The organism is Enterococcus sp. 12F9_DIV0723, from assembly GCF_002174375.1.
GTDB classification, from domain to species: domain Bacteria; phylum Bacillota; class Bacilli; order Lactobacillales; family Enterococcaceae; genus Enterococcus_A; species Enterococcus_A gilvus.
This window is the reverse complement of record NZ_NIBK01000001.1, coordinates 2,068,037-2,086,386: the sequence shown is the minus strand read 5'-3', so window position 1 is coordinate 2,086,386 and position 18,350 is coordinate 2,068,037. Positions and strand designations below refer to the sequence as shown.

Here is an 18,350-nt window from a genome sequence, read left to right as displayed (position 1 = left end):
CTTGTTTCTATGCCGTCGAATCATTTAGCCATGTATACTGCTCAAAATTAAAGTTCCTCTGACAAGAATTTTGTCTTTACAGATAGAACTTCCTCTGTTAGAATATTCAGGTGAGTGTAAAACTCATCTATTATACGATGTTCCGCTGGGGCTTCTGTCCTAAGAATGTTTGGAATAAGGAGAATGATAAATATGAATCCATTGATTCAAGAACTAACTCAAGAACAATTACGTACGGATATCCCAGCATTCCGTCCTGGGGACACTGTTCGTGTTCACGCGAAAGTTGTCGAAGGAACTCGCGAACGTATCCAGTTATTCGAAGGCGTTGTAATCAAACGTCGTGGAGCTGGCATCAGCGAAACTTACACTGTACGTAAAATCTCTAACGGTGTTGGTGTGGAACGTACGTACCCACTACACACACCACGTGTTGCGAAAATCGAAGTTGTTCGTTACGGTAAAGTGCGTCGTGCAAAACTTTACTACCTACGTGCATTACACGGAAAAGCAGCTCGTATCAAAGAAATCCGTCGTTAATTCGAAAGATGTCTTTCGAACCCTTGAGAAATCAAGGGTTTTTTTTATACCAAAAGAGCGGCCTAATTCTATAGGACCGCTCTCTTTTTAGCTATTTATCTGGCTGTTGCCCCTCATGAGCAGGCCATTGACAGTCTGTTAGCTGCATTTTTGTAAAAACCGCTTTAAATGAAGAGTCTTCGGGGGAGCAAGCATAGATGCCAAAGCGCACTTTACCATTTCCATTGATCAGATGGCAGATACGCATCTGCTGAAAGTTTTCCCCATCCACAGAGCATTCAATGCGATAATCATCTTCTCGTCGGCTCAATCGGTACCACATGGAATGGATAGAGGCCTCTATTTCTGTTGTCGCCCAATCGGAATACCCGTTATTCGTCACGACGCTTCCTAAATGCTGATAGGAGTCGTTCTCATATTCGATAGAGCCCTTTAACCAATTTTCGCTGTCTAAATACAGAACGATCCCACATTGATCAAAGCGATGATGACTTTCTGAAAACTCTGTTTTTACAATAAAACTGAAGTATTTTTCTTCGGTTTCCATTTGGAAAACAGGGGCATTGTCGTTTTGAAAATGATAATAGGTATTTTGCCAAAGGTCTGTGTGAGGCTTTGTGACGACCTCAATCCCCTCTGTTAACAAGGTGAAGCTTTCTGGGAAACGCGTCCAGTTAAAATTTTTTAAATCCATCAAATCGAAGCCCTCCTGACAGTTGTCTTATTAAAAGGGTAGCAAAAATCGACACGATTCGCTAAGAAAAAGTTTATGCAAAGTAAGAGAAATCAACCACATCGAGACAAAACTTTGCAAACAATCCGCTAAATGCTATTCTAAGTAAATGGAGAACGGTTATTGGGAAGGGTGGAATGTATGAAGAAAACACGTGTACTCTATTTAGAAGTTGCGGAGAAAATAAAAGAGGATATTTTTTCTGGAAGGTATCCAGTTGGAACGATGCTGCCGACCGAAACGGAGCTGGAGCAGCTTTTTAATGTAAGTAAGATCACCGTGAGAAAAGCGATTGAGCTACTGGCAGCAGATGAATATGTAGAGAAGAAAAGCGGAAAAGGGACGACTGTTTTGAGTGAGCGCCCTTATAATAAATTATCGAAAGCGATCAGCTTTACTCAGATTTTGGAAAATTCGAACTTAGCAGTCAAAAAGGTGATTTTGGATGTAAAGAAAGTAGCGTTGACGGATAAGGACAACGCGTTTAAGTATTTCGGCTCAGAGGCGATTTGCTTTCAACGGATGTATTCGCTAGATGGGAAACCGTACATTTATTTTACGCATTATTTGCCTACGGGATTGAAAAGGGTTACTAAAGAAGCGCTCGAGCAGGAATCACTGTATAGAATCCTCTATCAAAATGAGTTGGATATTGAACGGTTTATGGATGATTTTGTGGCGATTGCCTTGACGCCAGAAGAGCAGACGCTTCTTCAAACAGAGGAACAGCTTGCGTTGAAAAGAATTCGAAAATCCTACGATTACAATGGAAAAGTGATTGAGTATTCAGAGGGGCTTTATAATACCTCTGATCATGCATACCAAATTGAATACGAGACATAAAACTGTGATGATTGTTCATCACAGTTTTTTTAATCGGATTAAAATCGCGAATATTCTTGTTAAAATGAAGGGTTAAGCGCGGTTGTTTTAGTTATATTCATTCAATATTTATAGAAATAAAATAAAAAATAAACTGGAAAAGCGTTTACAGCAAAAACTGGATATGGTACTATTCGTTTGTAAACATTATAACGTTATAAACGGAGGTTAAAAAATGGACAGATTAGTAAATTCGATTGAACAGAAATTGATGCCCTTTGCGAACAAGATTGGAACGCAGCGACACATGATGGCGATCAGGAAAGGAATCGTCGCAACGATGCCGTTGACGATCGTCGGATCATTCTTCACGATCTTTTTAAACTTTCCAATTCCTTCAGTTGCTGCAATGATTGAACCGTATTTAGCAATTTTAGATATTCCTTTTCGTTATACAGTAGGTATTTTGGCACTTTATGCAACATTTGGGATCGCATCTCAATTGGCGAAGAGCTATAAGGTCGATTCTCTGACAGCGGGCATCTTGTCTGTGATGGCTTTTCTCGTAACAGCGGCTCCGCCGATTCGAGTATTTGACAATGTGGAGGGTGTCATTGATGCAGGACGGTACTTGAACATTGCCAATCTTGGCGCGGCTTCATTGTTTGGGGCAATTGTGACAGCACTCATTTCTGTTGAAATCTATCGTATTTTTATCGAAAAGAACATCACGATCAAAATGCCGGATGGGGTTCCGCCAGAGGTAACGAACTCATTTATGGCATTGATTCCTGGGGGCGCGATCTTAGTTCTATTTTGGGTGATTCGACACATGATCGGATTTGATATCAATGGGTTCTTGAGTAATTTATTAATGCCGTTTAAAGATGTGTTAGCTGGGAATAGTTTGTTTGGTGGTTTGTTGACTGTATTCTTGATTTGTTTCTTCTGGGTGTTAGGGATTCATGGACCAGCGATCATGGGACCGGTTATTCGTCCATTCTGGGAATTATCGATTGCTGAAAATATGGAAGCTTTTGCGGATGGTGCAAGTGCAACTGCAATGCCAAATATCTTTACGGAACAATTCTTACAATGGTTTATCTGGATTGGTGGCGCGGGGACGACCTTGGCATTAGTCGTATTCTTTATGTTCTCAAAATCGAAATACTTAAAGAGTTTAGGACGTCTATCTTTCTTGCCAGGCTTATTCAATATTAATGAACCGATGATTTTTGGGGCGCCGATCGTCATGAACCCGTTATTGGGAATTCCATTTATCGTAGCACCGTTAGTGACAACAACCCTTTCTTATTTCTTAACCATTTCAGGGGTGATTCCAATGATGGTTGCTCGTTATGGCTTCACCATTCCAGCACCGATCGCCGCTTGGATGAGTACGGATTGGAGTATTGCCGCAGCAATTCTGGTTATTGTAAACTTCCTGATCTCCATGGCTATCTATTATCCGTTCTTCAAAGTGTTTGAAAAGCAGCAATTGGCACGTGAAGCGGCAGAATTGGAAGCTGAAGAGAAAGCGAAAAAAGAAAAAGCTGCAAACTTACAAGGTGCAACTTCGAATTAGAAAAGAATTATTCTATCGTAGAAAGGAGAGAGGATGGTCAAAGGACTATCCTCTTCGGTGATACTATGAACTTTATTTATTTGATCCTTCTTTTTCTAGCGAGTCATATTTATCTGGAAAAGGGAAAACTACCAGCAAAACTTGAACAGATGAAACTTCGCTACATTTTACTTGGTTCATTGGCAACTATCCTGTTTGCTGTAGTGCTAGGTGTAGCGCTGAATATTGCGTCTTTCTTAGTAATGACAGTCACTGTTTGTACAGCGTCATTGATTGCGTACAAATACCGGTCAAAAATCGATGAGATGGAAAGAGGAAAAAGTGTATGAAACGTGTATTAGGAATTTCGGTTTATCCGGATCATAGTGATATCAACCAGGATAAAGCGTACATTGAATTGGCCCATAAGTATGGCTTTGGTCGTATTTTTATGAGTATGCTGGAAGTCACTGAAGGCAAAGAGGTCGTAAAAAAGAAATTTAAAGAACTAATTTTCTTTGCGAAGGACTTAGGCTATGAAACGATCTTAGATGTTGCACCGAATATTTTTGAAGAACTAGGAATCTCTTATGATGACATGAGTTTCTTCCATGAATTAGGAGCAGACGGGATTCGTCTAGACTTGGGATTTGATGGAAACAAAGAGGCGATGCTCACGTACAATCCCTTTGGTGTAGCCATCGAATTGAATATGAGTAATGATGTGGCCTACTTAGATAACATTCTGACCTATGAAGCCAATACGCCTTATTTGTATGGGTGCCATAATTTTTACCCTCAAGAAGGAACCGCACTGCCTTTTGATTTCTTTGTAAAATGCAGTGAGCGTTTCAAAGCTAAGGGTATACGAACGGCAGCTTTTGTGACTTCACAAGTAGGAACGATCGGCCCATGGGACATCAATGATGGGTTGCCGACTCTAGAGATGCACCGCCATTTACCAGTGGAAGCTGCGACAAAACACTTATTTGCGACAAAATTGATTGATGATGTGATCATCGGAAATGCCTATGCCTCAGAAGAAGAGTTGAAGGCAATGGGCGACGTCGATCGTTACCAAACAGAATTTTCTGTCGAATTTGTTGCAGGAATCAATGATGTAGAAAAGCAGATCGTATTAAATGAACAACATTACCGTCGTGGGGATATTACGGATCAAATGGTTCGCTCAACATTCGTTCGTAAAAAATACGGTCAAGAAGCAAATGCTCCCCATGACAATGAGATTGAATTTCAACCGGGAGACATCGTGATCGGAAACGATGACTTTGGCAAATACAAGAATGAGCTGCAAGTGGTGCTAAGCGCCCATAAAGATTCACGCAAAAATAAAGTCGGACAGATTGTTGCAGATGAGCAACTCTTATTACCGTTTATTCATCCTTGGTCAAAATTCAAATTTACAGAAAAGTAGGAACGCGAAATGTTGGATTTAGTTGTACGGAATGGCAAAACGATTGACGGAAAGAAAATGGAAATTGGTATTTCTGATGGCAAAATAGTCACAGTAACAGAAAAAATTGATCAAGAGACCCGCAAAGAAATTGTTTTGACAGACGATCAATATATTTCTGCCGGATGGATCGATGATCATGTTCATTGCTACGAAAAAATGACACTGTATTATGATTATCCAGACGAAGTTGGCGTCAAACGAGGTGTAACGACAGTGATCGACGCTGGAACGACAGGTGCTGAAAACATTGGTGACTTTTACGAGTTAGCAAAAAAATCTAAAACCAATGTTTATGCATTGCTGAATATCTCGAAATGGGGGATCGTTGAGCAGGATGAATTAGCCGACTTAACGAAAGTCCAACGGGATGCAGTAAGGACAGCGATAGAAAAATTCCCCGAATTTATCGTTGGGTTAAAAGCTCGCATGAGTAAAACGGTGATTGGTTCAAGCGGCATCGAGCCTCTTCGGTTAGCAAAGCAATTTCAACATGAATACGGCGAGTTGCCGCTGATGGTACATGTCGGTTCCGCACCACCTGAATTGTCCGAAATTCTGGATCTGATGGAAAAAGGTGATGTGCTGACCCACTGCTTTAATGGAAAAGAAAATGGTATTTTTGATCGAGAGAAACAGCAAATCAAGGATTTTGTATGGGATGCATATACGAAAGGCATTGTTTTTGATATAGGTCATGGGACAGACAGCTTTAATTTTGACGTGGCGAAACAAGCGTTGCGTGAAGGAATGAAGAGCACGTCTATTAGTTCAGATATTTATGTGCGAAATAGGGAGAATGGGCCGGTTTACGATTTAGCAACGACGATGGAAAAACTTTTCGTGGTAGGGTATTCTTGGGAAGAGATCCTTACGCAAGTGACAGAAAGACCTGCTGAAAATTTCCATTTAACTACTAAAGGGAAATTAGTTGTGGGCTATGATGCAGATATGACGATCTTTACGATCAAACATTCAGAAAAAGAACTGATCGATTCCAATGGAAACACGCGTAAGGCGAGTCAGGAGATTCTTCCTATGGAAACGATCATTGGAGGTCAGGTCTATGACAATTAATTTCGACAAACTTGGATTAAAAGAAGTCATCAATGCTTCTGGGCGCATGACGATTTTAGGCGTTTCAAAGGTATCTGAGTCCGTAATGGCTGCTCAACGGTTTGGCGGCGAGCATTTTTTTGAAATGGCGGATCTAAGCGAAAAAACCGGCGCGTATATCGCAAACCTTTTGGATGTGGAGGATGCACAGATCGTTTCTTCTGCTTCAGCGGGAATTGCTCAGAGTATTGCGGCAGTGATCGGTCAAGGAACGGTCTATCATGCCTACCATCCTTACACGAAAAAAATCACGAAGCGGGAAGTCATCTTGCCTAAAGGACACAATGTGGATTACGGGACGCCTGTTGAAGTCATGGTAGAACAAGGCGGCGGAAAAGTTGTCGAAGCTGGTTATGCCAACATGTGTTCAGCCGAGCATCTGGAAATGATGATCAGCGAAAACACCGCGGCTATTCTCTATATAAAAAGCCATCACACGGTTCAAAAAAGTATGATGAGTGTGGAAGAGGCGGCGGAAGTTGCGAAGAGAAATCACGTGCCATTGATCGTGGATGCGGCTGCTGAGGAAGATTTATTCTTCTATTATAAAGCAGGTGCTGACCTAGTTATTTATTCTGGGGCAAAAGCGATCGAAGGACCGAGTGCCGGCTTAGTGATCGGAAAAAAAGCACCGATTGAATGGGTTCGCCTTCAGGGGAAGGGAATCGGCAGAGCGATGAAGATCGGCAAGGACAATATCCTTGGTTTTACGCAGGCGATCGAAGACTATTTAACAAACGGCAGCGAATCGGGTAAATCAATGCAGGCACGATTAGAACCATTTACGAAAGCAATCAATCAAATCAATCATCTAACCGCCACGGTCGTTCAAGATAGTGCCGGACGAGATATTTATCGAGCAAGTGTTCACGTATCGGGAGAGCATTCAGCGAAGGATGTAATCGCAGCGTTGAAAAAGGAATCACCAGCGGTCTACACGAGAGAATATCAAGCCAACAATGGCATCATTGAATTTGATATTCGCTCGGTGAACGAAGAAGAAATGAATAAAATTGTGGCGCGTTTGCACGATATCATGGAATAAGAGGGGATCAGGAAATGTCAGTAGAACCAAATTATTTAGAGGATCGAATTTGTTTAAATGTTTTGGCGAATTCTGTTGAGAATGCCAAAGCTTGCTATGAAGCGGCGGAAGGACACGTGGTTTTAGGCGTACTGTCGAAAAATTACGAGAGTGATGAAGCAGCCATCAAAGATATGAAAAAATATCAGGAGGCAACGAACAATGCCCTGTCTGTTGGTCTAGGTGCTGGGGACCCGAATCAGAGTCAAATGGTCTCGCGTATTTCTGGAGAGCTTCAGCCGCAACACGTGAATCAGGTATTTACTGGCGTGGGGACCTCAAGAGCGCTGTTGGGTCAAGAAGAAACGATCATCAATGGATTGGTTTCGCCAACAGGAAAAGTCGGCTATGTCAATATCGCGACAGGACCTCTAAGTTCAAAAGGGCCAGAAGGCGTCGTGCCGATCGAAACAGCGATCACGTTGCTTCAAGATATGGGTGGTAGTTCAATCAAATACTTCCCAATGAAAGGATTGGCCCATAAAGAAGAATTTAAAGCAGTTGCGGAGGCGTGCGCCAAACATGATTTCTATTTGGAGCCTACTGGCGGTATAGACTTAGAAAATTTTGAAGAAATCCTTCAAATCGCTGTTGATGCAGGTGTTAAGAAAATTATTCCGCATGTCTACAGTTCGATCATTGATTCTGAAACAGGAGACACACGTCCTGAAGACGTAAAACGATTGCTTGAAATGTGTAAAAAAACATTGGCTTAAAGAAGGAGCAGAAACGATGAAATTTGCGGCTTTTGGTGAAGTGATGCTGCGATTGTCACCACCGGAGTATTTATTGTTAGATCAGACGAATGAATTGCGGATGGATTATACTGGGACGGGTGTCAATATTATGGCTAATTTGGCGCAATTTGGCTACGATTCTTCGTTAGTGACCGTGCTTCCTGAGAACCGTCTGGGACAGGTCGCTAAATCAGCGTTGGCAAAGTATGGAATCAAAACAGAGCTGTTGTCATTCGCCCATCATCATATCGGCAGCTACTTTGCTGAAAATGGGTATGGACAGCGGCCCACACACGTTACGTATCAAAATCGTCACCATAGTTCCTTTGGTGTCAGTGATCACACAGCCTATAACTTTGAGAAGGTGGCGGCTGAAAATGATCTGATCCATATTTGTGGAATTTCTTTGAGCTTGACCGATGCTACTCGGGATGCCGCACATACATTAGCACAAGAGGCTGCTAAGGCAGGAAAAAAAGTCTGCTTTGACTTTAATTTCCGTCCCAGTCTGAACACAGAACCGAATAAATTGGCTTTTATGAAAGAACAGTACGAGAAAATCTTGCCTTATTGCGCTATTGTTTTTGGCAGTACGAGAGATTTGCTGGACCTGTTACAAGTCCCAAAAACGGGATCAGAGGATGAGATGATTTGGCAATTTATGGAAAAATACGCGATTGACTGGTTTGCCGGGACACGAAGAACGACTGCGGACAGTCGCAAACAAATGCAAGGATTTTTATATACTCGTAAAGAGCGTGCAGTCAGTGCTGTGAGAGACCTGGTTGCTTTGGATCGGATTGGCGCTGGCGATGCTTATGCAGCAGGAATCTTAACGGGATATGCTGAAAACTGGTCCTTAGTCGAGACAGTTGAGTTTGCAACAATGAATGCGGTGTTGGCGCATACGATCCATGGTGATGTGCCGTTGACAACAAAAGAACAGGTTTTCACAGTATTAAAAAATCCTGAAATCGATTTGATCCGATAAACACGAAGTGAATCGTCGGGAAAAGAATGAGTGGCATTTTTGCCAGTCATTCTTTTTTTTTCCTATTAGAAGGATAAAGAAGAAATTTTAGGCTTTTCTAAGGATATTACAGTTTTTTTCCGTAATGATGCGGAAGTTTTAATGTTGAACCGTAACCGTTTACATTCTATTCTTGGAGTGTACTAAGAACGAGAGATAACAAAAATAGGAGCGTGTGTAAGATGAAAAAAGCATTGATTATTTGTGCAGCAGGAATGTCTTCTTCAATGATGGCAACCAAAACAACGGATTACTTTAAACAGAATGGAAAGGACATTTTTGTGGATGCCGTTTCAGCAACAGAAGGCGACAATATGATAAAAACGAGTGATTTTGATTTATTCCTGATCAGTCCTCAAACAACCATGTTTTTGGATAAATTTGTTAAGCTAGGAGATACCGTCGGTAAGCCTGTAGTAAGCATCCCATTTCAAGCGTATGTCCCGATTCCTACTGGGATACAGAAAATGGCTGAGGTTATCGAGGAAAATATTTAGCTGGGAGAGAGTAAGATGAAACAGAAGGAAAAAGCTTTGTTGAATCGTTTGATCGATCATAAGAATGAATTTGTGACCAGCAAAGACTTAGCTTCTGAATTGTCGCTATCCGATCGTACGGTTAGAAATTATTTGCAAGATTTAAAAGTGCTGGTGGAAAAAAATGGAGGAGAAATTCTAGCAAAGCAGGGGCAAGGCTATCAATTGAGAATTGTTCATAAAATGGTTTTCGATTTATTTTTGAGTCACGAGAACTTAGTAGATCCCTTTTATAGAAATGCGAGTGAATTTTCCGAAGTGGAGGATCGGCAAAAATATATTTTGAATAAGCTATTACTTGAGGATCGAGTAATTGTTATAGATGATCTAGCGGAAGAACTTTTTATTAGTCGGTCGAGTTTAGCGAAAGATATCCAAGAAATAAAAGAGAAATTACAGGAATATTCTCTCGTGATCGTGTCAAAACACGGCAAAGGTTTCTGGGTAGAAGGTGAAGAAAGAAACAAACGACACTTTATCATGGATACACTTTTTGGCAAAACGTATGCCAACTCAATGAAGGAATATTTAGGAAACAGTCATTTTTTTAATGAAATCACGTTTGAAGAATTGACGATCATTATTTTAGATGAGACGCGAGAGGCCAAGCTAAAAGTTTCTGATGTGGTGATCCAAAATTTGGTCTTGCATCTTTCTTTAGGAATCAAACGTATGCGTGAAGGCTTTGAGATCAAAGATTTAGGACTGCAGCAAGATTTATTAGGACGAATAGAGTACCAAGTGGCGGAAAAAATCGTTGAACGAATTGAAACGGTCACCAATGTGGTGTTTCCGATCGAAGAGGTGTCTTATCTAACGATCCATCTGATGGCGAAATCCAACCACGAGGCAACAACAGAGAACCAAGAGCTTTCTTATGAATTAGACAACGTCATCCAAAGCATTTCTCAAGTGATCGGCTATCCGCTAATGGAAGACTATCAGTTAAAAAGCGGGTTGCTGGGGCATTTAGGTCCTTTGCTGATTCGATTAAATCGCGGAATCACCTTAGACAATCCTTTAACGACAGAAATCAAAGAAGGCAATCCAGAAGCATTTGAATTAACGAAGCATTATTTTGCTGAAATGCCGATGCTGAAAAAGTTTGTTATTAGTGAGGACGAATGGGCCTATCTTGCGCTCCATTTGCTGGCAGCTTTAGAAAAGGTCAAAGATACACATAAAGTGCGGGCGTTGATCATCTGTGCAACAGGGTATGGCAGCGCACAATTGTTGAAGAACCGAGTCTCGAACGAGTTTGGCAAACATATAACGGTCGTCAATGTGAAAGGCTACTATGAAATCAACGAAGCGACGTTGAAGGGCATTGATTTGATCATCTCTTCTGTGGATCTATCAACCATGGTCTTTAAAGTTCCTGTGTTGCATGTCAGTGTCTTTCTAAATGATGAAGATGTCCATAAAATACGTAAATTATTGGATCGTCTGATTTCACGCCCTACAAGGATCGAAGAAACCCATCGCTTGCCGCTTAATGAGCGGAAACGCTATTTTGAAACGCAATTATCAGAACAATTTTTCAAAAGATACGAAACAGCACCCACGAAGGAAAGTGTCGTGGATGATTTATTAAATGTGTTAAGTGTGAATGAAGAAGCAAACTATCCAATAAAAATGAAGCAGCAGATTTCGCAACGGGAGATGATGGGACAGATCGTGTTTAGTGACACCGTGGTCGTTCCCCATCCAGCGATTCCAGTAGGAGTGTCGACGAAGATTGCTGTTGCCTTGATTCCTGACGGGATGACGTGGGATGAGAAGGAAACGGTGAATTTTGTTTTTCTGATCTCGCCTTCATATATTGAAAATGAGGGGATCACGGTTGTGACAAAAGCAATTGTTCAGTTGGTCGATCGGCTGGATATCCAGCAGGCAATTTTAGCTGAACCAACATTTGAAAATTTTAGTAATGAACTTATAAAGATTATTTGATAAGGAGGGAGCCATGTGGCTGAACAAATGAATAGTGAAGAATTACAGGTAGCCGCTTTTGAAATTATTCTTCACAGCGGAAATGCACGAACGGTCATTCATGACGCATTCGCTTCGATGCGCAAAAAAGAAGATGAGAAAGCGAAGGAACAATTGGAGGAAGCCAACGAGCAGCTTTTGAAGGCGCATAAAGCTCAGACACAGCTTCTGAAAGAGTATGCCGGCGGGAAAAAAATTGAAATGGAAATAATCATGGTCCATGCACAAGATCACCTGATGACGACAATGACGTTGTTGGAAGTCGCCAATGAGATGCGCTATTTGTATCAGCAGCGCACGGAATGAACGGAGGGACACTATGAATGAGGATAAGAAAAAATTGCACATGGAAAAGCAGCAATTTAGTTTAAAAAATATGTACTTTAACCGTTATTTGATCGTGCGGTATTTGACAGCACTGTTCTTTTTTATCAATCTTTACTGGCTGATCTGTCTGTCATTGTCAAAAAGTATCTGGCTCTGGCTCCCGTTAGCGTTGATCGTCGGAGTGATCCCAGTAGCTGCGGAACAGTTTCAATTGTATCGCAAGCATCAAAATAATGTGCCGAATACAGACCGCTACTTCCTCATTCAAGGAATACTCAACCTCGTTTTGATGTTTGTAACCGTAACGCCGTTGTTTTCTGGATTCTTTCCTTTTATGAATGATGATGGGCAAGGACGTATGTTTATTTCTGTATTAATGGCTAGCGGATTACTCCTGTGTGTGTTCGTTCGGAGACGCTTAAAAAGAATTCGTACCAATCGTGACAAGCATTATGATCGCATTCAGCAATACGAAAAAGCAGTACAATAAAGAGAGGAGCACAATGAATGTTTAATTTCTTGCAGAAGTATTTAATGGGACCGATGGGTAAAATTGCCCAGTTAAAAATTGTCCGTGCCGTTATGGCGGCTGGGATGGCATCGATTCCCTTCACGATCGTAGGGTCCATGTTTTTAGTTTTAAATGTTTTGCCCGTATCTTTTCCATTTTTAGAGGGATTTTTTAACGCGACATTTTTTAAAATAAGTGATCTCTATATGATCGCCAACACAATGACTATGGGAATTCTTTCCGTTTATTTTGCAATCGTTTTCGCGTATGAGTTAACCTCTATTGAAAGAGATGAACAAAACATCAATGTCAATCCATTGATGGGCGCGTTATTATCAGTATTTGCCTTCTTTATGTGTATACCAGAATTAATTCTCGACGGCGGGAAAATTAGCTTAGTTTCTTCAATGACGGATACAGAAACAATCGTCAGCGGGATTCGTATGGGAGCCTTTGTGGATAGACTGGGGACTTCCGGTATCTTTACGGGAATCATCATGTCGATCATCGCTGTTGAATTGTACTGTATGTGTGTAAAGAGAAATTGGATCATTAAAATGCCGGACGTAGTGCCGCCAGGTGTGTCACGTTCCTTTACAGCATTGATCCCAACATTCGTCATTGCGTTTGTCGTAATGATCATCAATGGCGGTTTAGTTGCTCTTGGAACAGATATCTTCAAAATGATCGCGATCCCATTCAGCTTCGTAACCAATTTGACAAATACATGGCTTGGAATCATGGTCATTTATTTCTTGATCCATGCACTTTGGATCGTTGGGATTCACGGGGCAAACATCATTACGTCTTTCTTAACACCGATCGTGCTGGCAAATATGGCAGCAAATGCAAACGGTGCCAACTTCCCGCTCGCTGGTGAATTTAACAATTCGTATGTTACTGTTGGGGGATCTGGGGCAACACTAGGGTTGATTATCTTTATCGCCTTTATGGCTAAATCGGACCAATTGAAAGTTTTAGGAAAAGCATCGTTGGTTCCAGGGATTTTCAACATCAATGAACCAATCATTTTCGGGATGCCGATCGTCTACAATCCTTATCTCGCGATCCCATTCTTTTTAGCACCTATGGCCTCAGCGTCACTTGCGTATTTCGCAATCAAATTAGAGATCGTTCGACCAATGCTGGCTCAAATGCCATGGCCGTCACCAGTAGGACTCGGTGCCTTTGTTGGTAGCGGGGGCGACTGGAAAGCAGCGGTATTGGCAGTGCTATGTGCGGTATTGGCCTTTGCGATCTGGTTCCCATTCATCAAGTTTTATGACAACAAATTACTTGAAGAAGAAAAAGTAAAAGCAGCAGAACTTGCCGCAAATCAAGCATAATCACTTGTTGCAGAAGCAGCGTGTAAAGATCCTTGGTGAACCAGGGGTCTTTTTTTATTTCAATTTTTAGTACAGAATTTTTAAAACTGGTGCGCGTCTGCCCCATACTTCTGATACAATAATTATAGACAGACGAAAGCGCTATTTTTAGTGAGAGTTAAATTAGGAGATTGACTATAAAAAGGAAGGAAGTGAAAGGATAACTATTTGTGAAATAAACTACAAATAGAATTTCCGAAAGTATGAATCGTAAAGCATTATGGGTTTCGCAAACGGGGGTATTATTAGCATTATTGATCGTTGTCCAGGCGGTGACATCGGGATTAGGCAACACGTTGGTAACAGGTTCTCTCGTAAATTTGATTTTGATTGTTTCTGTCACAACAGGAGGCTTGGCGAGCGGCTTGACCATCGCTTTATTGTCACCGATCTTCGCGTTTATCTTTGGCATCGGTCCAGCATTTCCACAAATCGTTTTCTGTATCGCTATTGGGAATGCGGTCTTAGTGACGATCTGGCATGTCCTCGCAGGCTTCAATACGAAGCAGACAATCACGAATTTTGTCCTGGCGACGGTTGTCGGCGCGGTCGCAAAGTTTGGTGTATTGTATCTGACGATCGTGCAATTTGTCGTTCCTGTTTTGCTTAAAATGCCGGCTCCTAAAGCCGCAATGGTATCTGGGGCATTTTCAGTGCCGCAATTGATCACAGCGTTGATTGGCGGCGGGTTGTCCATTTTAGTCGTTCCAGTCCTTTCGAAGGCGTTGCATCGTCAAAGAGTTCGGTAGAAGAAAAGAAGCCTTGATCGATAACTTATCGATCAAAGCTTCTTTTTTTTTATGCATTCACGTCCATGCGGTCGCGATAGCTAGTGTGGAGAATGTGGTGTGCTTTTAAGCTGCCCGGCTTTTCTAAAAACTCCTGATAGATTTTTTGGACGATCGGGCTTTCGTTTGATTTGCGTAAGCCTTTGTCTTTGTCTTCTGAGTATAACGCAGCGGCACGTTTTGTTTTTAAATCAACAAAGTTGCGTACAGAGGCTGGCTGGACAGGTTGACCACCGCCATTGATACAGCCGCCAGGACAACCCATGATCTCGACAAAGTGATAGAATTTTTCGCCAGATTCGATTCGTTCTAACAATTTCTTCGCGTTCCCAATGCCAGAGGCGACTGCAACATTGATGGTTGCGCCGCTCATTTCATAAGTCGCTTCTTTGATCCCCTTCATGCCGCGCACTTCTGTGAATTCTACTTGTTCCAAGGAATGACCGGCCAATGTTTCAGCGGCTGTTCTTAATGCCGCCTCCATCACTCCGCCTGTGGCGCCGAAGATATAGCCTGCACCGGTCGCTTCACCTAATGGATTGTCAAAAGCTTCGTCTTCTAATTCTACGAAACGGACACCGGCTTTATCGATCATACGTGCCAGTTCACGGGTCGTTAATGCGACATCACAATCCGAGTAACCAGCGGCATCTTCGTCCTCCCGTGTGACTTCAAATTTCTTCGCGGTACAAGGCATGATTCCTACCACAAAGATATCCTTTGGATCAATGCCTTCTTTTTCGGCGTACCAAGTTTTCGCCAACGCGCCAAACATCTGCTGCGGCGATTTACAGGTCGACAGGTTCGGGATCAATTCTGGATGATACGATTCACAGTATTTGACCCAACCTGGTGAACAAGAGGTAAACATTGGGAAGGGGCCATTGTTTCCGACACGTTCTAGGAACTCATTGGCTTCCTCCATGATCGTAAAGTCCGCTGCGACGTTGGTATCAAAGACGCGATCAAACCCGATTCGCCGCAAGGCTGCCACCATTTTGCCTTCGACATTCGTACCGATCGGCATGTTGAAGGCTTCGCCTAATGTGACTCGAATCGAAGGAGCAGTCTGTACGATCACGTGTTTAGTAGGATCTTCTAACGCATCCCAAACTTCTTGGGTCTGATCTTTTTCGTGGATCGCACCTGTTGGACAAACGACGATGCACTGACCACAGGAAATACAAGGAACGTCCCCTAGATTTTGCTCGTAGGCACTTCCAATGTGGGTGCTGAAGCCGCGATCATTTGGCCCGATCACACCGACAGCCTGCCATTTTGAGCATGCGGCGACGCAGCGGCGGCAAAGAATACATTTATTGTTGTTTCGGACCATATGCACGGCACTGTCATCAAATTCGTATTCGCAGTTTTCACCGTTGAAGTAATCTTCATCCGCGACGTTGAATTCTTTACATAGCTTTTGCAGCTCACAATTGCCGCTGCGGATACAGGAAAGGCATTTCCGTTCGTGGGTCGATAAAATCAATTCCAAGGTAACTCTGCGAGAATCAAAGACTTTCTTGGAATTGGTCGTGATTTCCATCCCTTCAGTGACTGGGTACACACAAGCCGTTACAAGACTGCGGGCACCTTTCACTTCAACGACGCACATACGACAGGCGCCGATTTCGTTGATTTCTTTTAGAAAGCAGAGGGTAGGGATCTCAATATTGTTGATTCGTGCTGCTTCGAGAATGGTCGATCCTTCTGGAGCAGTACAGATTTTTCCGTTAATAGTAATCATAACTTCTTTCACTTGCTCCACCTCCTATATGACTGTGATTGCATCATAGCGACAAGTATCAATACACAAGCCGCATTTCGTACAGATCGACTGATCAATTTCATGCACTTGTTTCACTTCGCCGCTGATGGCACTGACTGGGCATCCTTTGGCACAGGCACGGCAGCCGGTACATTTATCCGGTACGATCCGGTACTGAATCAAGTTTTTACAGACACCAGAAGGACAGCGTCGTTCTTCGACATGTGCTAAGTATTCCTCTTTGAAATAGCGGAAGGTGGAGAGTACAGGATTCGGAGCTGTTTGCCCAAGCCCGCAGAGTGAGTTTTCTTGAATATGGTGGCAAAGCTCTTCCATTCGATCTAAATCATCCAGCGTTGCTTTTCCCATCGTGATTTTATCAAGGATCTCCAATAGCCGTTTTGTTCCGACGCGACAAGGCACGCATTTTCCGCAGCTTTCTTCTACTGTAAATTCTAAGAAGAACTTTGCGATGTCCACCATGCAGTTGTCTTCGTCCATCACGATCAAGCCGCCAGAACCCATCATTGAACCGATCTTTTTCAGATTTTCATAATCGATCGGCACATCATAATGCTCTTGTGGAATACAGCCGCCAGAAGGGCCGCCTGTCTGAGCAGCTTTGAATTTCTTCCCGTTAGGAATACCACCGCCGATGTCTTCTACGATCTCTTTAAGTGTGGTTCCCATCGGAATCTCAACAAGACCGGTGTTTTGGATTTTGCCGCCAAGGGCAAAGACCTTGGTTCCTCTTGATTGTTCTGTTCCGAAACCGGCAAACCATTCTGGTCCTTTAAGGATGATTTGAGGAATGTTCGCCAATGTCTCCACATTATTAACGATCGTTGGTTTTCCGAATAAGCCTTTGACTGCTGGAAATGGCGGTCGTGGACGCGGCTCTCCACGGTGGCCTTCGATACTTTCTAATAAGGCCGTTTCTTCGCCGCAAACGAAAGCACCCGCACCTAAACGCAGATCCAAATCAAATGAAAAATCACTGCCGAAGATGTGCTGCCCTAGAACGCCTTCCTTTCGAGCTTGATCGATCGCGATTCGTAAACGATTCACAGCGATCGGATATTCTGCGCGCACGTAGATATAGCCTTGGTTGGCGCCAATCGTGTAGCCTGCGATCGCCATCGCTTCAATGACCGCATGAGGATCTCCCTCTAAGACGGATCGGTCCATGAATGCTCCCGGGTCGCCTTCATCGGCATTACAAATCACATATTTTTGATCCGATTGACTGGCCTTGGCAAAAGACCATTTCATGAATGTTGGGAAGCCGGCACCGCCGCGTCCCCGCAGTCCAGAGGTTTCCAATGTTTGCAGCACCTCGTCACGAGAATACGTATTTACCACGGCAGCCAAGGCTTGGTACCCGTCAAATGCAATGTATTCTTCAATTTTCTCTGGATCGATCCGACCGCAATTTCTCAAAGCAACACGCTTTTGCTTGTGGTAGAAGGGCGTATCCATTAGTTTATTGATGATTTCCTTAGTATCTGCATCATGATAAAGCAATTTCTCGACCAAGTTGCCTTTAATCAAATGTTCCGAAACGATTTTCTTCGCGTGCTTTGGCTGAACTTGATGGTAGAAGACCGCTTCTGGATAGATGATCACGATCGGTCCTTGGGCGCATAAGCCGAAGCAGCCGGTTTTTACGATATTTACTTTCTCCGTTAATTGGTTTTTCGCCAATTCTTCTTTTAGTGCATCGACAAAATCGCCGCTTTTAGAGGAGATACAGCCGGTACCCGCGCAGACGAGGATTTCTTTCTCATACTCATTTTCTGAGACCGCATCTTCATCTAACCGCATCATGACCGCGTGACGATACGTGTCTCGAAGTTCTTTTAACGCATTCCAATCTCTCATATTTTTACTCCTGACTCTTGAGGCTTCGTCTGACAACAACAAAATTCCAAAATTCTTTTTAA

General features: G+C 42.7%; 18 protein-coding genes. 15 read left to right on the top strand and 3 right to left on the bottom strand.

Annotation, left to right across the window (positions count from 1 at the left end; all coding sequences use genetic code 11):
• Positions 1-192 precede the first annotated feature (192 nt).
• Positions 193-540, top strand: a complete 348-nt coding sequence (rplS, locus tag A5868_RS09870; protein WP_010740291.1) for a 50S ribosomal protein L19 — start codon at positions 193-195, stop codon at positions 538-540.
• 91 nt (positions 541-631) lie between these two features.
• On the opposite strand, the gene A5868_RS09865 is transcribed toward rplS, so the two are convergent.
• Positions 632-1,234 (bottom strand): DUF1349 domain-containing protein, encoded by a 603-nt coding sequence (locus A5868_RS09865; RefSeq protein WP_010780447.1) that lies wholly within the window; start codon positions 1,232-1,234, stop codon positions 632-634.
• 180 nt (positions 1,235-1,414) lie between these two features.
• On the opposite strand from A5868_RS09865, the gene A5868_RS09860 reads away from it, so the two are divergent.
• The 14 genes from A5868_RS09860 to A5868_RS09795 all read left to right on the top strand — a co-directional run bounded on the left by A5868_RS09860 (position 1,415) and on the right by A5868_RS09795 (position 14,600).
• A complete protein-coding gene (locus A5868_RS09860) occupies positions 1,415-2,116 on the top strand; it encodes a GntR family transcriptional regulator (RefSeq protein ID WP_086303603.1) in 702 nt (233 codons plus the stop codon).
• A gap of 214 nt (positions 2,117-2,330) precedes the next feature.
• Entirely contained in the window at positions 2,331-3,680 is a 1,350-nt protein-coding gene (locus tag A5868_RS09855) for a PTS sugar transporter subunit IIC (RefSeq protein ID WP_010780449.1), read from the top strand.
• A 65-nt stretch (positions 3,681-3,745) separates the two neighbouring features.
• Positions 3,746-4,009, top strand: a complete 264-nt coding sequence (locus A5868_RS09850) for a hypothetical protein (protein ID WP_086303604.1) — start codon at positions 3,746-3,748, stop codon at positions 4,007-4,009.
• Complete coding sequence (locus A5868_RS09845) at positions 4,006-5,094, top strand: DUF871 domain-containing protein (RefSeq protein WP_086303605.1); 1,089 nt, start codon at positions 4,006-4,008, stop codon at positions 5,092-5,094. Before A5868_RS09850 ends, A5868_RS09845 begins: the two co-directional genes overlap by 4 nt.
• 9 nt (positions 5,095-5,103) lie before the next feature.
• The gene (locus A5868_RS09840; RefSeq protein ID WP_086303606.1) at positions 5,104-6,210 is read left to right on the top strand and encodes an amidohydrolase/deacetylase family metallohydrolase; all 1,107 of its coding nucleotides are present in this window, start codon (positions 5,104-5,106) and stop codon (positions 6,208-6,210) included.
• Complete coding sequence (locus tag A5868_RS09835) at positions 6,200-7,294, top strand: DgaE family pyridoxal phosphate-dependent ammonia lyase (protein WP_086303607.1); 1,095 nt, start codon at positions 6,200-6,202, stop codon at positions 7,292-7,294. Before A5868_RS09840 ends, A5868_RS09835 begins: the two co-directional genes overlap by 11 nt.
• Before the next feature lie 14 nt (positions 7,295-7,308).
• Positions 7,309-8,049: a 2-dehydro-3-deoxy-phosphogluconate aldolase gene (gene dagF / locus A5868_RS09830; RefSeq protein WP_086303608.1), complete on the top strand. Its 741-nt coding sequence runs from the start codon at positions 7,309-7,311 to the stop codon at positions 8,047-8,049.
• Positions 8,050-8,065: 16 nt separating this feature from the next.
• Complete coding sequence (locus A5868_RS09825) at positions 8,066-9,061, top strand: sugar kinase (RefSeq protein WP_086303609.1); 996 nt, start codon at positions 8,066-8,068, stop codon at positions 9,059-9,061.
• 221 nt (positions 9,062-9,282) lie between these two features.
• The gene (locus A5868_RS09820; RefSeq protein WP_010780456.1) at positions 9,283-9,597 is read left to right on the top strand and encodes a PTS cellobiose transporter subunit IIB; all 315 of its coding nucleotides are present in this window, start codon (positions 9,283-9,285) and stop codon (positions 9,595-9,597) included.
• A 15-nt stretch (positions 9,598-9,612) separates the two neighbouring features.
• A complete protein-coding gene (locus tag A5868_RS09815) occupies positions 9,613-11,589 on the top strand; it encodes a BglG family transcription antiterminator (protein ID WP_086303610.1) in 1,977 nt (658 codons plus the stop codon).
• A gap of 15 nt (positions 11,590-11,604) precedes the next feature.
• Positions 11,605-11,934, top strand: a complete 330-nt coding sequence (locus A5868_RS09810) for a PTS cellobiose transporter subunit IIA (RefSeq protein WP_010780458.1) — start codon at positions 11,605-11,607, stop codon at positions 11,932-11,934.
• A 13-nt stretch (positions 11,935-11,947) separates the two neighbouring features.
• Positions 11,948-12,445, top strand: a complete 498-nt coding sequence (locus tag A5868_RS09805; protein ID WP_086303611.1) for a hypothetical protein — start codon at positions 11,948-11,950, stop codon at positions 12,443-12,445.
• Positions 12,446-12,462: 17 nt separating this feature from the next.
• Entirely contained in the window at positions 12,463-13,812 is a 1,350-nt protein-coding gene (gene celB / locus A5868_RS09800) for a PTS cellobiose transporter subunit IIC (protein ID WP_010780460.1), read from the top strand.
• Between the two features lie 242 nt (positions 13,813-14,054).
• Positions 14,055-14,600 (top strand): ECF transporter S component, encoded by a 546-nt coding sequence (locus tag A5868_RS09795; RefSeq protein ID WP_086303612.1) that lies wholly within the window; start codon positions 14,055-14,057, stop codon positions 14,598-14,600.
• Between the two features lie 49 nt (positions 14,601-14,649).
• Here A5868_RS09795 and A5868_RS09790 read toward each other — a convergent pair whose 3' ends face one another.
• Together A5868_RS09790 and A5868_RS09785 are read right to left on the bottom strand one after the other, a co-directional pair.
• Complete coding sequence (locus A5868_RS09790; RefSeq protein ID WP_086303613.1) at positions 14,650-16,398, bottom strand: NADH-dependent [FeFe] hydrogenase, group A6; 1,749 nt, start codon at positions 16,396-16,398, stop codon at positions 14,650-14,652.
• A gap of 12 nt (positions 16,399-16,410) precedes the next feature.
• The gene (locus A5868_RS09785; protein WP_303393778.1) at positions 16,411-18,288 is read right to left on the bottom strand and encodes an NADH-quinone oxidoreductase subunit NuoF; all 1,878 of its coding nucleotides are present in this window, start codon (positions 18,286-18,288) and stop codon (positions 16,411-16,413) included.
• Between the last annotated feature and the right edge of the window lie 62 nt (positions 18,289-18,350).

Excerpts from the sequence above, each read along its gene's own strand:
- rplS (WP_010740291.1), top strand. The coding sequence starts at position 193 with ATGAATCCATTGATTCAAGAACTAACTCAAGAACAATTACGTACGGAT.
- A5868_RS09865 (WP_010780447.1), bottom strand. The coding sequence starts at position 1,234 with ATGGATTTAAAAAATTTTAACTGGACGCGTTTCCCAGAAAGCTTCACC.
- A5868_RS09860 (WP_086303603.1), top strand. The coding sequence starts at position 1,415 with ATGAAGAAAACACGTGTACTCTATTTAGAAGTTGCGGAGAAAATAAAA.
- A5868_RS09855 (WP_010780449.1), top strand. The coding sequence starts at position 2,331 with ATGGACAGATTAGTAAATTCGATTGAACAGAAATTGATGCCCTTTGCG.
- A5868_RS09850 (WP_086303604.1), top strand. The coding sequence starts at position 3,746 with ATGAACTTTATTTATTTGATCCTTCTTTTTCTAGCGAGTCATATTTAT.
- A5868_RS09845 (WP_086303605.1), top strand. The coding sequence starts at position 4,006 with ATGAAACGTGTATTAGGAATTTCGGTTTATCCGGATCATAGTGATATC.
- A5868_RS09840 (WP_086303606.1), top strand. The coding sequence starts at position 5,104 with ATGTTGGATTTAGTTGTACGGAATGGCAAAACGATTGACGGAAAGAAA.
- A5868_RS09835 (WP_086303607.1), top strand. The coding sequence starts at position 6,200 with ATGACAATTAATTTCGACAAACTTGGATTAAAAGAAGTCATCAATGCT.
- dagF (WP_086303608.1), top strand. The coding sequence starts at position 7,309 with ATGTCAGTAGAACCAAATTATTTAGAGGATCGAATTTGTTTAAATGTT.
- A5868_RS09825 (WP_086303609.1), top strand. The coding sequence starts at position 8,066 with ATGAAATTTGCGGCTTTTGGTGAAGTGATGCTGCGATTGTCACCACCG.
- A5868_RS09820 (WP_010780456.1), top strand. The coding sequence starts at position 9,283 with ATGAAAAAAGCATTGATTATTTGTGCAGCAGGAATGTCTTCTTCAATG.
- A5868_RS09815 (WP_086303610.1), top strand. The coding sequence starts at position 9,613 with ATGAAACAGAAGGAAAAAGCTTTGTTGAATCGTTTGATCGATCATAAG.
- A5868_RS09805 (WP_086303611.1), top strand. The coding sequence starts at position 11,948 with ATGAATGAGGATAAGAAAAAATTGCACATGGAAAAGCAGCAATTTAGT.
- celB (WP_010780460.1), top strand. The coding sequence starts at position 12,463 with ATGTTTAATTTCTTGCAGAAGTATTTAATGGGACCGATGGGTAAAATT.
- A5868_RS09795 (WP_086303612.1), top strand. The coding sequence starts at position 14,055 with ATGAATCGTAAAGCATTATGGGTTTCGCAAACGGGGGTATTATTAGCA.
- A5868_RS09785 (WP_303393778.1), bottom strand. The coding sequence starts at position 18,288 with ATGAGAGATTGGAATGCGTTAAAAGAACTTCGAGACACGTATCGTCAC.